Source organism: Propioniciclava soli (assembly GCF_038502305.1).
Lineage (GTDB): Bacteria > Actinomycetota > Actinomycetes > Propionibacteriales > Propionibacteriaceae > Propioniciclava > Propioniciclava soli.
This window is the reverse complement of the sequence record NZ_CP115965.1, coordinates 828,692-841,757: the sequence shown is the minus strand read 5'-3', so window position 1 is coordinate 841,757 and position 13,066 is coordinate 828,692. Positions and strand designations below refer to the sequence as shown.

Below are 13,066 nucleotides of genomic sequence, written 5' to 3'. Positions count from 1 at the left end.
TGCGATCGCAGTAGCCGATCTGACCGCGTTCCGACGACGCCGCATCGCTCGCGGCGACCCACCATGGAGTCATTCCCCCGGAATCACCGGGCTCGCAATCCAAGGAGCAACCATGACCCCCACGACTTCGCCACGCACTCTCCCCGCGGATGCCCCCCGCGTCATCTCCACCGCTGGGGCTGATCCGATCGCCGGCCGTTTTGCCGGGCGCAGCATTCTCGTCACGGGTGCCGCATCCGGTATCGGGTTGGCGACAACGCAACGCCTCCTCGCCGAGGGCGCCCGCGTCATCGCGGCCGACCGGACGGCCGATGCCCTGGCGGAGCTCGCGGCCGCGCCCGATCCCGAATGCCTCGTCACCGTCACCTGCGACGTGACCAGCGAGGACGACGTCCAGGCCGCCGTGCGCGCATGCGAGGGCCGCCTTGACGGTCTGGTCAACAACGCCGGCATCATGGACGGCTTCGAGCCGATCGCCGAGGTCACCGATGCCGCCTTCGCGCGCGTCATGGACATCAACGTGGGCGGAACCGTGCGGATGACCCGCGCGGCGATGCCCCTGCTGCTCGACGGCGGCGGCTCCATCGTGAACCTCGGTTCCATGGCCGCTTTGGGTGGGGCGGCCGGCGGCGCCGCATACACGGCGTCCAAGCACGCCGTCATCGGCCTCACCCGGAGCACCGCGGTCATGTACGCCGCGGACGATGTGCGTTGCAACGCCATTGCGCCCGGCGCCGTCATCACCGCCAGCGAGAAGAACGTGGCCTCGGCCCGCGGTGCGCAGGTGATCGGCCCGCTCATGGGCGCCAGGATGCCGTCCCTCGCCTCCGCAGAGTCCCTGGCCGCGTGCATCTGCTTCCTGCTCAGCGATGACGCGGCCTTCGTCACCGGCGCGACGCTCGCGGCTGACGGGAGCTGGTCGGCACAGTGACCGGCTCGTCGCAGCGCAGGAGCCCAGGACGCCGCAACGCCCCGGGCCCTGCTCGTGGCACACCATGTGCGCCCCGCTGGGCGATGTGCTTGCCAGTTCTGGCCGCGGTTGACACCCAAGACGCCGATTGCACGTTCGCGCACCCCGGCGGGGGGGTGAGACAACCTGCGGGACCTCAGGCCCGACCCCTGTGCCGCTCCTGGTCGAAAATCGGCTCGATCCCCTCCTCGTCGGACCGGGTTGCTCTCGGAGGGTGCTTTCGCCGCCTCCACCGCACTGTTCTCCACGTCGGCATGCTCATCAACGGTCGCCGCACCGGCCCCTGATGTCCTGGTCGGCGCGGTCAGCACGCCCGCCGCGGCCCTAGACGCGTCGCGTGCACGACCGTCGGATCGCGCTGACGGTTCAAACGGCCGGGGCTAAATCGCTCCGGTCGCGATCAACGCGCTTGCGAAGGAAAGCCGCACGCAGGGCGTCGTGATCGGCCCCGTTCTCCTCACCATCTCGGTCTCGGCGTCGCCCAAGGGTGCCCAGACTCGCGAGCTCCGGGTGGTCGAGGACGGTGGGGTCATGCCCGCGACTTGCCTGAAGGTAGTTTCTCGGCGAGTTGACCACCCGTTCCAGGCTGCCGAGGACGACTACCTGGTCGCCCCGGTGACCGCTCCACCCGCGCCGTGCTCGACACCCCTGAAGCGCGGGCCGCAGAAGTCGAGGCCTTCCTCCCCGTCGAGCGCGCCTTGTTGACTTCCTCGCTGCCGCGGCGCGTGGCTGAAGCCAGCGGCGTCCAGACCCCCGCATCTTGCGTCGTACCTGGCGCGAGGCGCTCCGGCGCGGGCCTAGCCGATCGCAGTCCGCATCTCGTTGACGAAGGACTCCCCCGCGGCCTGCGGCGTCGCGCGCCCGAACAGGACGTCTTGGCCGTGGCGGATGAGGACGTCCTCGAAGGAGGACGCACCCTGCGGCGTCAGGGGCGGGGTGGGCGCCAGGTGGGGCTCCAGCGAGTCGAGGTAGGCGATCGCCTTCTTGTCGGACGCCGACAGGTCGTTCTGGATGGCAGCCAACACCTGGGTGTTGGCCGGGACGCCGCGCTCGGTGAGCAGAATCCTGCCAGCGGCCTCGTCGTTGACGAGGTAGGAGGCCAGCTGGACCGCCCGTTCGGGGTTCTTCGCCTGGCTCATGACGCACCAGTACATGGACGCCTGGTAGGCGAGCCGCGCCCCAGCCGGGGTCCCATCGCGGCTCGGAAGCCGCAGCAGCCTCAAATCCTTGCCGGTGGCGGCGTCGAAGGCCGTGATCTGGTTGGAGGAGTAGATCGCCATGGCGGTCAGGCCCGTGGAGAACAGCCGCTGGGCCACGGGCGCGGACACGTCCTCCGTGGATTGGCTGGCGGGCGGGGTGGCCCCCGAGTCCATCAGATCCTTCGCCATGGCGAAGAAGGAGGCGGCCACCTCGGGCCCGAACCCCAGCTGGCCATCGGTGAACGTCTCGACGCCGTTCTGGCGCACCCACACCCGGAAGGCGGCGTCACGGCCGCTGAAGTCGGTGAGGCCATAACTCCCTGCGGGCAGGTTGGTGGTGAGGGTGATGGCGAGTCGCTTGACGTCATCCCACGTCCACGTGGCGTCGTCGGGGAGGGGCACGCCGGCCTGGTCGAACAGCTCCGGGTTCGCCATCAGCACCGGGGCGATGGTGCCGGCGTTGATGGCATACAGGGTTCCGTCGGCCTCTCCCAACTCGACGGTGCCGGGTGCGAACGCTGTGGTGTCGACGGCCGCCAAGTCGGCGAGTGCCCCCCGGCGCGCGTACTCCAGCAGGTACTTCTCGTCCATCTGGATGAGGTCGGGGGCGTCCTGCGCTGCGACTTGGGTGGCCAGCTTGTCCCAGTAGCCACCCCACTCGGTCGGCTCGGGCGCGATCGCCGCACCCGGGTGGGATGCCGAGAACGAGTCGAGAGCCTCTTGTGTCAGCTCCGTCCGCTTGTCGTTCCCCCACCAAACGACGCGCACCGACGAACCGTCTCCGGCCGCGGGGGTACGGGTGGCGCCCGGTGCGCAACCGGCAGTCGCGAGTGATGCCAGCCCCGTTCCGGACAGCGCCATGAAGGTTCGACGTGAGAAGGGTGAGGGGGACATGCGCATCCTTCCGGTCGGCGGTGAACCACCGAGTGGCGTGTCCAAACTTACCCACCCTAGGCGAGGAGGACAAAGGCTCACGGACCTGCTCGCCGTTGCGTTGCAGGTCGTCTACGACGTCGTCGACCAGCTGACGCAGTAGGTGTAGTGCGAGATCTCCTGGATCATGGTTCTCATGTGAAGACCTCCTGCGTGTCGATGGCTGCCGGGATCTGTCGGGTTCGAGCCGGTGATCGTGGCCGAGCGACAATGCCGATGACCGGACACACGGCTGATCTTGCCATCCGCCCACTGGGCACCTATTGTGTACACATAGATACACGGAGGTGGTGGCGGTGACACAGGTTGTTGGAGTGCGGGAGTTTCGAGCCGGTCTGGCTGACTTCATTGCGTCGGCCGAGCCCGTTGCGGTGACGCGTCATGGCGTAACAGTGGGTTGGTTCATCCCGACGCCAACGGATCGGGAAGCCGAGATCGCCTCGCTGAGGTCTGCTGCGCAGGCGTTGGATGAGCTGTTGACTAAGCACGGAGTCCAGCCCGATGAGGTGGTGGCGGAGTTCAAGGCGGCTCGTGCGGGGCAAGCGTGAGTGCTGCCCGAGCGATCGTTGTTGACGCCAACATCTTGATTCGGCTCGTCTTGGGCTCTGCGGTGCGTGAGCTCGTACTGGCCCATGTCGATGCGGTGGAGTTCTTCTCGCCTGCTGAGTGCTTCGAGGATGCGCGTCGCTACCTTCCCGATCTGCTTCAGCAGCGCGGCATCGATCCTGCGGTTCCGCTGGCGGTGCTGGACCAGTTCGAGGCGATCATTCACCCACTCGAAGAATCTGTGTACGTGGCGGTTCGCGAGGAGGCCCTCGCGCGTATCGAGACAAGGGACGCCGGGGATTGGCCGATCTTGGCGGCGGCGATGGTGTTGAACTGTCCCATCTGGACAGAGGATCAAGACTTCTTCGGTACGGGCGTCGCGACCTGGACAACCGACCGGGTTCGCTTCTACCTCACGGGCTCCGAAACGCCCTGAGATGCCGCGGGCGTGACTGTTCCCCGGTCGCCCCGCGAAACGCCCGCCGAAATCGGCGATCACGGCGCGCAGATCCTCGCGGGTGAATCGGTCCATGGCTTCGTCGGTCATAGTTGCGGGTCCATGTGCGCAGTCCACACGTCTCGCGCCTGTTGCTGACGATTTGGGGCTCTTCACAGTTGCGGTGGGGGTGAGGGGTCGAGTCCGCCGGCGATCAGGAGCATGCGGAGGCGGTAATTCTCGCGGTTGCGGAAGCCGCGGGCGATGCGGCGGTGGAGTTCGATGAGCCCGTTGACTGCTTCGCATCCGCCGTTGCTGGCGCCGTCGGTGTCGAAGTAGGCCAAAAACGCGTCCTTCCATTGTTTGAGGGTACGGCCGAGGCGGGCGACCTCGGGGATCGGGCAGCTCGCGAAGCCGTCGACAACCTTGATGGCGAGGGCCCGTCCGGCTTGGGGGGTCTCTTGGTGGTAGACGGCTCTGAGTCGTTGGGCACACTGCCATGCCACCTCGACTGCCAGGTGACGTTCATCGGCGTCGAACGCTGCTGCCAGGCGGGCATGTTGGCGTTCGGTGAGGTGTTCCACCCCGGCACGCAGCACGTTGCGGATCCCGTAGAGGGGGTCGCCGGATCGTCCGCGATGGCCTTGGGTGTCTTGCTGGACGCGCCGTCGCACGTCATCAACCATGCTGGTGCCGAGCTTCACGATGTGGAAGGCGTCCAGGACGGCGGTGGCGTCGTCGAGTTGGTCATCGATGGCGTTCTTGTACCCGCGGAAGGGGTCCAGGGTCGCCACCTCCACCCCGGCGCGGAACTTCTTCCCCCGGGCCTTCAGCCAGGTCTTGTAGACGGTCCCGGACCGGCCGGGTACCAGGTCGAGCAGACGTGCGTGAATGTTTCCGTCCTTGTCAGGAGTGAGATCGACCATGCCGGTCAACTCCTTGGGGCCACGCTTGCGTGGGCTGACGTGGTGCCACAGGTGCTCGTCCACCCCCAAGGTGGTGACCCCGTGGAAGCGGGACTCGTCGGCCGCCTTCGCAGCGAGCAGCGGGCCGATCGCAGTCCAGACGGTGTTCCACGCGACTCCCAGCTGGCGGGCCAACCCGGCCACCGACGCGTGCTCGCGGCGCATCTGTCCGATCGCCCACACGCACGCCCTGGTGGTCAGCACCGATCGTTCGCCCGCGACCGCGGGATCCTGCTCGGTGAACACCCCCATCGGACACGAGGACTCGATGCACTCCCATGTCCGCTTGCGCCACAACAACTTGGTCGGTGCACCGAACGCGGGGGTATCAACCAGCGCCACGGTACGGCGGCCGTGACTGTGTGCCACCACGCCGCAGGCGGGACAGCCCATCACCGGCACCGCTGATTCCACGGTGACCCTCAACACGCCGCCGTCGTCCCGGTCCACCCCGACCACGTGCAGACCGGGCAAGCCGACCAACAAGTCACAGTTGGCGCAGTAACAGGAATCGTCAGTATTGGCGTGCCAGGCACACGCCATAGGATCAGGCACAGTCGAGGTCCTCGTGGAATGGGTTCTTGGTCGTTCCTGATCCTGAGGGCCTCGACCCCCACCCCGAGGTCACCCCCGCTCACGGCGTGTCGCCCTCACCCCCCCCGCAACTGTGAAGAGCCCGATTTGGGAGCAGCAGCTCTGGGCCTCCACCTGGGTTCCCGTCGAGTCGCAGCGAACGTCCGATCACGCGGTCGGCGTTACAGGCCTCAGCCCGGGTTGCGTACTCACCGGGGTTTCCCTTGGGAAGACCTAACCCCGACCTCCGATGCCCATCCGCAGCGGGGTCTCAGTGGGCCCGATACTCTTCCTCGTCCTCTCGGTCACGCCCCAAGACAGTTCCAGGTCAGACGCCACGTTCACGTGGGTGCCGGCACCTCACGGCACTGCGCAACCAAAGCGCACCGAGCCACAAGGCCGACATTACCCAAGCTCCCGTTCCTCCAAAAGCGATCCAAAAGGCATATGTGGAGGGCGTTCCCAGCCGCTGGTTCGCCAACCACCACGCGATGGCCAAACCCACGGGTGAGATCACCCAGAACGGCCACCGCAACAGGACACGGCCCAAACCGGCTCATCACAGTTGAGGGTGTAGCGGCGAGGTGAGGGCGGACGGCGCGTCGGTGCCGTGGTGAGGGTCGAGGTCTTCCGATGATGGAGGTTCCTACGCCTTCCATCCGAAAGACCTCGACGTGTTCAACGCTACCTTCGTTCGTCCCGACCTGACTACGTTCACCCGCCTCGACGAGCTCGGCCTGGAAGCCGTTGGTCAACACGTGGAACGTGAGCGGGCCGTGCTGGCGTGCCGGGTCGTTGATGATGACCGGTGGTGCCGCCGGTGCGGGTGCGAGGGGACCCCGCGCGACACGGTCACCCGCCGGTTGGCCCACGAGCCGTTCGGCTGGCGACCGACCGTCTTGGTGGTGACGCTGCGCCGTTACCGCTGTGGTGAGTGTGGACACGTGTGGCGCCAGGACATGGGCAAGGCTGCCGAACCACGCTCCAAGCTGTCCCGCCGCGCGTTGCGGTGGGCGCTGGAAGGCCTCGTGGTCGCACACTTGACCGTCGCCCGGATCGCCGAAGCCCTCGCGGTGTCGTGGAACACCGCCAACGACGCCGTCCTCGCCGAGGGCCAACGCGCCCTGATCGATGATCCCGAGCGGTTCAACGGCGTGAGCGTGGTCGGCGTCGACGAACACGTCTGGCGGCACACCCGCAAGGGCGACAAGTACGTGACGGTCATCATCGACCTCACTCCGGTCAGGGATGACACCGGACCGGCCCGCTTGTTGGACATGGTCGAGGGCCGCTCCAAACAAGCCTTCAAAACGTGGCTCGCCGCCCGCCCCCAGACGTGGCGGGCCGGGGTGGAGGTCGTAGCGATGGATGGGTTCACTGGCTTCAAGACCGCCACCACCGAAGAACTCCCCGACGCCACGCCGGTGTTGGATCCGTTCCACGTCGTCCGTCTGGCCGGCGACGCCCTCGACCGCTGCCGCAGGCGGGTCCAACAAAACCTTCATGGCCACCGGGGTCGTGCTGGTGATCCGCTCTACCGCGCCCGTCGGATGCTGCACACCGGCCTGGACCTCCTCACCCCCAGGCAGAAGACCCGCCTGGAGGCCTTGTTCGCCGGCGATGAACACGTCGAGGTCGAAGCCACCTGGGCCATCTACCAGAAGATGATCACCGCCTACCGAGAACCCGACCGCGCGAAGGGGCGCACGCTCATGCAGGCCCTCATCGACGCCATCAGCAGCGGAGTCCCCCGCGCCTTGACAGAGATCATCACCCTCGGCCGCACCCTGAAGAACCGGGCCGCCGACGTCCTCGCCTACTTCGACCGGCCCGGCACGTCGAACGGGCCCACCGAGGCCCTCAACGGCCGACTCGAACACCTCCGCGGCAGCGCCCTCGGCTTCCGCAACCTCACCCACTACATCGCCAGATCGCTACTCGAAACAGGCGGATTCAGACCCCAGCTACACCGTGGATTGTGATGAGCCCATAAACGGCTCTTCCGATTTGAGGGTGTAGCGGGAGCCTGTGTTCGGCGGGCAGGTGGGTGGCGCGTCGGTGCCGTGCTGGGGGTCGGGGTCCCCCGAGGATGGAGGTTCCTACACCGATCCACCAGGAAGACCCCGACGTGTCCTACGCTACCTTCGCGCGCCCTGACCTGACCACGTTCGCCGGCTTGGACGGGCTCGGTTTGGAGGTGGTCGGCCAACGCGTCGAACCTCAGCGGGCCGTGCTGGCCTGCCGGATCGTGGAGCCTGACCAGTGGTGTCACCGGTGCGGGTGCGAGGGTGCCCCGCGCGACACCGTGACGCGTCGGCTGGCGCACGAACCGCTGGGCTGGCGGCCCACCACCCTGGAGGTCACGGTGCGCCGCTACCGGTGCGGCGACTGTGGGCATGTGTGGCGCCAGGACATGACCAAGGCTGCCGAGCCCCGCGCCTTGTTGTCCCGCCGCGCCCTGCGGTGGGCGCTGGAAGCGCTCGTGATCGCACACCTAACGGTGGCCCGGATCGCTGAAGGGTTGGCGGTGTCATGGGACACCGCGAACAATGCGGTGCTGGCCGAGGGACAGCGTGTCCTGATCGCCGACCCGACACGGTTCGACGGCGTGCGGGTTCTTGGCGTGGACGAGCACGTGTGGCGGCATACCCGCAAGGGCGACAAGTACGTCACGGTGATCATCGACCTTACTCCCGTTAGGGATGATACTGGTCCCGCGCGTCTGCTCGACATGGTCGAGGGACGTTCCAAGCAGGCGTTCAAGACGTGGCTCGCCACCCGGCCCAAGGTGTGGCGGGACGGAGTCGAGGTCGTGGCCATGGATGGTTTCACCGGGTTCAAGACCGCCACCACCGAGGAACTCCCTGACGCGGTCACCGTCTTGGATCCGTTTCACGCAGTCAGATTGGCCGGCGATGCCCTCGACCAGTGCCGGCGCCGGGTCCAACAGACCCTGCACGGCCACCGAGGCCGTGCTGATGATCCGCTCTACCGGGCCCGTCGCACCTTGCACACCGGCCTGGATCTGCTCACCACCAGGCAGAAGGCCCGGCTGGAAGCCTTGTTCGCCGGCGATGAGCACGTCGAAGTCGAAGCTACCTGGGCGGTCTACCAACGGATGATCGCCGCCTATCGCGAACCCAAGCCCGCTGAAGGGAAGGCCCGCATGCAGGCCGTCATCGCCGCCCTCAGCAGCGGTGTCCCCGCCGCGTTGACCGAGCTCGCCGTGCTGGGCCGCACACTGAAGAAGCGGGCCCCTGACATCCTCGCCTACTTCGACCGGCCGGGCACGTCAAACGGTCCCACCGAAGCTCTGAATGGCCGGCTGGAACACCTCCGCGGCAGCGCCCTCGGCTTCCGGAACCTCACCAACTACATCGCCAGATCCCTCCTCGAGACCGGCGGATTCAGACCGCGACTACACCGTGGTTTGGGATGAGCCCCATAAACACGCTCAGCGGCAGCCGCGACGTCGGACACTCCAACGGGCCGGCCGCGCGATGGTTCGTCAATGATCTCTTCCACGAGCGCGCCCTCGACCTCAGTTGTGCTGCTCATCCGCGTCGATCAGCGCCGCAACCTGCTGAACAAGATCACGACCGAGACGACGAACTTCCTCGTTGTCTGGCGTCCCGGCCGTCTTGGTAAGGAGGCGCGCAAACACAGCAACCATGCTCGAAGTGCGACGGCCGAGCTTGTCCACCTCAACCATCATCTGAACGGTCTCTTCGTAGGCATCATCGATGGTCGCTTCCGGCCTCTCGATGAGGTCGCGGATCGAGCTGTCGAGCGTCGAGGTGCCGGTGCCATTCGACTCAGCGTCCTGAGCCGCGAACTTGATGATGGGTGAAACCTTGCGCAAGCTGACGGTGTCTGTGATGACTTGGTCCAGACGTTTCTGAACGAAGGCGCTGCTCACACGGTCTTCGCCGTATTCATCGAGGATCGCGGGTCTGTTGTTACGCAGAGCGTCAATGACGTTCTTCTTTAGCTCCCAGAAAAAGTTGAGGGGTATCGTCTCATCTCGGATGTAGTCCTGCCACTGATCTGGAAGAGTAACTACGTAGCGGAGCTGTCGTACTCGCTCGATAGACAGGCCAGTGAGGTCACGCAACTCGTTGTCGTTGGGCTCTTGCCCCTCGGTCTCCGCTATCTCCTTAGCGAGTCGTTGGAGGGCCTTGGCGGTCGGAATATCGCGCCAAGGTTCGCGGATGAGGTGGATGTTGAACATCTGCTGGAGCACTTCGCGCTCGCTGCGTTCAGTGGTAATGAGAGCAGGAATCCTACTGTGACCAAGATCTCGGGCGCACCTGAACCGACGTTCACCATCAACTAGAACGTACTTGTCATCTTTCGGGTAGACGACGATGGGAACAAGTACGCCTTCCAGATCGATGGAGTCAGTCAGCCGGTCCAACTCGTCTTGGGGGAAGTCCAGGCGAGGGTTCTGAGCGTTCGGCACAACGTCGGCTACGTTCAATTCCCGCAGTTCGGCGGTTATGTTCTGAGACGCATCCGCGAGTTCTTCTGCTTCAGACGAGACAGACATACAGGTTCTCCGTTGCCGACTTCTTGGATGCCCCGGTTGAGGCACCCATTGTTGAATGATTCGCTTCGTAGGATTGGGTCTTGACTTTCTCGAAGTACTGTAGCGCGATCTCTGAGACCGTTATGCCGGCCTCGCCCAGCAGGCCGCTTGACGGGTAGCTGATAACTAGAGGCACGCGCATTCTAGAGACATTGCGGCAGAGGTCATGGAAAGATGATACGACAGCGGTCTTTAGGGAGAATCCTGTAGTGAAGCGGTCTGATCGATTCCGCCCCACACCACTGGAGTCTGGAAAGTCGTAGCGGTATAGAGTCTCATAGACGTGGTAGTACCTGCTGTACTGATCTTTCGTGTAAGGCGGGTCCGCGTAGACCGTCCCAATATCGCGGAGCTCCCCAGCGCTAACCAGATCGAGAGCGTCTCCGACGTAGACCGAGTTTCGCTGCCGCCACGCCTCGGAGCCAACCTGAGAAACTGTATCAAGTGCGCTGGAAAACTCGTCCCAGATAGAACGAGACCATGTGCGCACAATTCGGGTATGAGCGGAATTGGAGTTCGGACGAAGATACTGAGCAGTATGCCCTGGCGCGTTGATAAGAACCGACGCGCCAGCGATCCAAGCCGCCAGCATCCAGTCCCGGTCTTCTAGATGTGAATCAGTGTCGATAGCAGCCCTTGTCGCATCGAGCTCTATCGCTTGCCGGAGGCTGAGGTATCCCGCAGAAAAGTAGAGACTTGCCAACTCATAGTGATCCGACCCACTCGATTCCGCGGCGACCTTGGCGGAACGGCGATGGGCGGCGGAGTTGCCCACATGCTGCGCCTTGTCCATGTAGTCGAGCAGGTCAGTCCGCGAACCATTCAGCGCCGCGGCCTCGCTCTTCAACTCGATGGCATACGTCGATTCCAACTCGCGAAGTCGGGCTTCATACCCAGGCAGCAGACGCTCTATGACCTCAGCCGAGGTCGTAGAGCGGTCAGACCCTGTGAAGCGTGCCCGCGACAAGGCAGCGGTGAAGCTCATCGCGTCATTGGTCACGACCGAGGCGGTCTCTTGGAGGCTTTCAGCCACGCTGCCCATACCCGAAAAGAGATCGACAACGCGCCCTTCAGCATTCAGCTCAGCGATGGCGTCGCGTACATGGTCGGCCATGTGGCGCTTCGTACCCATGTACCGGACTACCACCTACTCGCTCCTCTCGACAGCGTTTCCACACTAACGTTATCGGCTGCCCCAGACGTTTCAGGCCGGACTCGCCGCGCGTCGGCCACCTGAGCGGCCATCAAGGGTGTATGAGCCCGAGACGAGACGAGACGGACCCGGTGGACCGCCCGCGCGCTTGCAAAGCCGCTCGACCGCACCGGTCGGGGTCGGCCCAACGTCCTGGCGGCGGTCGTAAACTGGCTCATCCCAAACCACGGTGTAGTCGCGGTCTGAATCCGCCGGTCTCGAGGAGGGATCTGGCGATGTAGTTGGTGAGGTTCCGGAAGCCGAGGGCGCTGCCGCGGAGGTGTTCCAGCCGGCCATTCAGAGCTTCGGTGGGACCGTTTGACGTGCCCGGCCGGTCGAAGTAGGCGAGGATGTCAGGGGCCCGCTTCTTCAGTGTGCGGCCCAGCACGGCGAGCTCGGTCAACGCGGCGGGGACACCGCTGCTGAGGGCGGCGATGACGGCCTGCATGCGGGCCTTCCCTTCAGCGGGCTTGGGTTCGCGATAGGCGGCGATCATCCGTTGGTAGACCGCCCAGGTAGCTTCGACTTCGACGTGCTCATCGCCGGCGAACAAGGCTTCCAGCCGGGCCTTCTGCCTGGTGGTGAGCAGATCCAGGCCGGTGTGCAAGGTGCGACGGGCCCGGTAGAGCGGATCATCAGCACGGCCTCGGTGGCCGTGCAGGGTCTGTTGGACCCGGCGCCGGCACTGGTCGAGGGCATCGCCGGCCAATCTGACTGCGTGAAACGGATCCAAGACGGTGACCGCGTCAGGGAGTTCCTCGGTGGTGGCGGTCTTGAACCCGGTGAAACCATCCATGGCCACGACCTCGACTCCGTCCCGCCACACCTTGGGCCGGGTGGCGAGCCACGTCTTGAACGCCTGCTTGGAACGTCCCTCGACCATGTCGAGCAGACGCGCGGGACCAGTATCATCCCTAACGGGAGTAAGGTCGATGATCACCGTGACGTACTTGTCGCCCTTGCGGGTATGCCGCCACACGTGCTCGTCCACGCCAAGAACCCGCACGCCGTCGAACCGTGTCGGGTCGGCGATCAGGACACGCTGTCCCTCGGCCAGCACCGCATTGTTCGCGGTGTCCCATGACACCGCCAACCCTTCAGCGATCCGGGCCACCGTTAGGTGTGCGATCACGAGCGCTTCCAGCGCCCACCGCAGGGCGCGGCGGGACAACAAGGCGCGGGGCTCGGCAGCCTTGGTCATGTCCTGGCGCCACACATGCCCACAGTCGCCGCACCGGTAGCGGCGCACCGTGACCTCCAGGGTGGTGGGCCGCCAGCCCAGCGGTTCGTGCGCCAGCCGACGCGTCACGGTGTCGCGCGGGGCACCCTCGCACCCGCACCGGTGACACCACTGGTCAGGCTCCACGATCCGGCAGGCCAGCACGGCCCGCTGAGGTTCGACGCGTTGGCCGACCACCTCCAAACCGAGCCCGTCCAAGCCGGCGAACGTGGTCAGGTCAGGGCGCGCGAAGGTAGCGTAGGACACGTCGGGGTCTTCCTGGTGGATCGGTGTAGGAACCTCCATCCTCGGGGGACCCCGACCCCCAGCACGGCACCGACGCGCCACCCACCTGCCCGCCGAACACAGGCTCCCGCTACACCCTCAAATCGGAAGAGCCCGTAAACTCTTGACCCGCCCGTGTTTTGCGGCGTGAACCTGATGA

At 65.5% G+C, this 13,066-nt stretch carries 10 protein-coding genes; 5 read left to right on the top strand and 5 right to left on the bottom strand.

Translation table 11 applies throughout. The features are described 5' to 3' along the window. The first annotated feature begins 112 nt into the window (after window positions 1–112). Window positions 113–931 (top strand): SDR family NAD(P)-dependent oxidoreductase, encoded by an 819-nt coding sequence (locus PCC79_RS03790; protein WP_342373064.1) that lies wholly within the window; start codon window positions 113–115, stop codon window positions 929–931. Window positions 932–1,767: 836 nt separating this feature from the next. Here PCC79_RS03790 and PCC79_RS03785 read toward each other — a convergent pair. Continuing rightward, window positions 1,768–2,937 carry an ABC transporter substrate-binding protein gene (locus tag PCC79_RS03785; protein ID WP_342373063.1) on the bottom strand — a complete coding sequence of 390 codons (1,170 nt, stop codon included), beginning with the start codon at window positions 2,935–2,937 and terminating at the stop codon, window positions 1,768–1,770. Window positions 2,938–3,398: 461 nt separating this feature from the next. Between PCC79_RS03785 and PCC79_RS03780 the strand changes: the two genes are divergently transcribed. Together PCC79_RS03780 and PCC79_RS03775 are read left to right on the top strand one after the other, a co-directional pair. Continuing rightward, window positions 3,399–3,650 carry a hypothetical protein gene (locus PCC79_RS03780; RefSeq protein WP_232549645.1) on the top strand — a complete coding sequence of 84 codons (252 nt, stop codon included), beginning with the start codon at window positions 3,399–3,401 and terminating at the stop codon, window positions 3,648–3,650. After that, on the top strand, window positions 3,647–4,084 hold the full coding sequence (locus PCC79_RS03775) for a PIN domain-containing protein (protein ID WP_342373062.1): 438 nt from the start codon (window positions 3,647–3,649) through the stop codon (window positions 4,082–4,084). Before PCC79_RS03780 ends, PCC79_RS03775 begins: the two co-directional genes overlap by 4 nt. 173 nt (window positions 4,085–4,257) lie before the next feature. Here the strand turns inward: PCC79_RS03775 and PCC79_RS03770 are convergent, their stop codons facing one another. Beyond that, window positions 4,258–5,523 (bottom strand): ISL3 family transposase, encoded by a 1,266-nt coding sequence (locus PCC79_RS03770; RefSeq protein ID WP_342373061.1) that lies wholly within the window; start codon window positions 5,521–5,523, stop codon window positions 4,258–4,260. 773 nt (window positions 5,524–6,296) lie between these two features. On the opposite strand from PCC79_RS03770, the gene PCC79_RS03765 reads away from it, so the two are divergent. Further along, complete coding sequence (locus PCC79_RS03765) at window positions 6,297–7,604, top strand: ISL3 family transposase (protein ID WP_342371612.1); 1,308 nt, start codon at window positions 6,297–6,299, stop codon at window positions 7,602–7,604. A 146-nt stretch (window positions 7,605–7,750) separates the two neighbouring features. After that, window positions 7,751–9,061 carry an ISL3 family transposase gene (locus tag PCC79_RS03760; protein WP_342372507.1) on the top strand — a complete coding sequence of 437 codons (1,311 nt, stop codon included), beginning with the start codon at window positions 7,751–7,753 and terminating at the stop codon, window positions 9,059–9,061. A gap of 102 nt (window positions 9,062–9,163) precedes the next feature. On the opposite strand, the gene PCC79_RS03755 is transcribed toward PCC79_RS03760, so the two are convergent. From PCC79_RS03755 to PCC79_RS03745, 3 genes are all read right to left on the bottom strand, one after another. Next, window positions 9,164–10,171, bottom strand: coding sequence for a ParB/RepB/Spo0J family partition protein (locus PCC79_RS03755; RefSeq protein ID WP_342373060.1), 1,008 nt, complete (start codon window positions 10,169–10,171; stop codon window positions 9,164–9,166). Beyond that, on the bottom strand, window positions 10,155–11,324 hold the full coding sequence (locus PCC79_RS03750) for a DNA adenine methylase (RefSeq protein ID WP_342373059.1): 1,170 nt from the start codon (window positions 11,322–11,324) through the stop codon (window positions 10,155–10,157). The genes PCC79_RS03755 and PCC79_RS03750 overlap by 17 nt, the downstream gene beginning before the upstream one ends. A gap of 253 nt (window positions 11,325–11,577) precedes the next feature. Further along, the gene (locus PCC79_RS03745) at window positions 11,578–12,888 is read right to left on the bottom strand and encodes an ISL3 family transposase (RefSeq protein ID WP_342372507.1); all 1,311 of its coding nucleotides are present in this window, start codon (window positions 12,886–12,888) and stop codon (window positions 11,578–11,580) included. Between the last annotated feature and the right edge of the window lie 178 nt (window positions 12,889–13,066).

Bases quoted from the DNA above. Each gene is read 5' to 3' on its own strand.
- PCC79_RS03755 (WP_342373060.1), bottom strand. From the start codon at position 10,171: ATGTCTGTCTCGTCTGAAGCAGAAGAACTCGCGGATGCGTCTCAGAAC.
- PCC79_RS03750 (WP_342373059.1), bottom strand. From the start codon at position 11,324: ATGGCCGACCATGTACGCGACGCCATCGCTGAGCTGAATGCTGAAGGG.
- PCC79_RS03790 (WP_342373064.1), top strand. From the start codon at position 113: ATGACCCCCACGACTTCGCCACGCACTCTCCCCGCGGATGCCCCCCGC.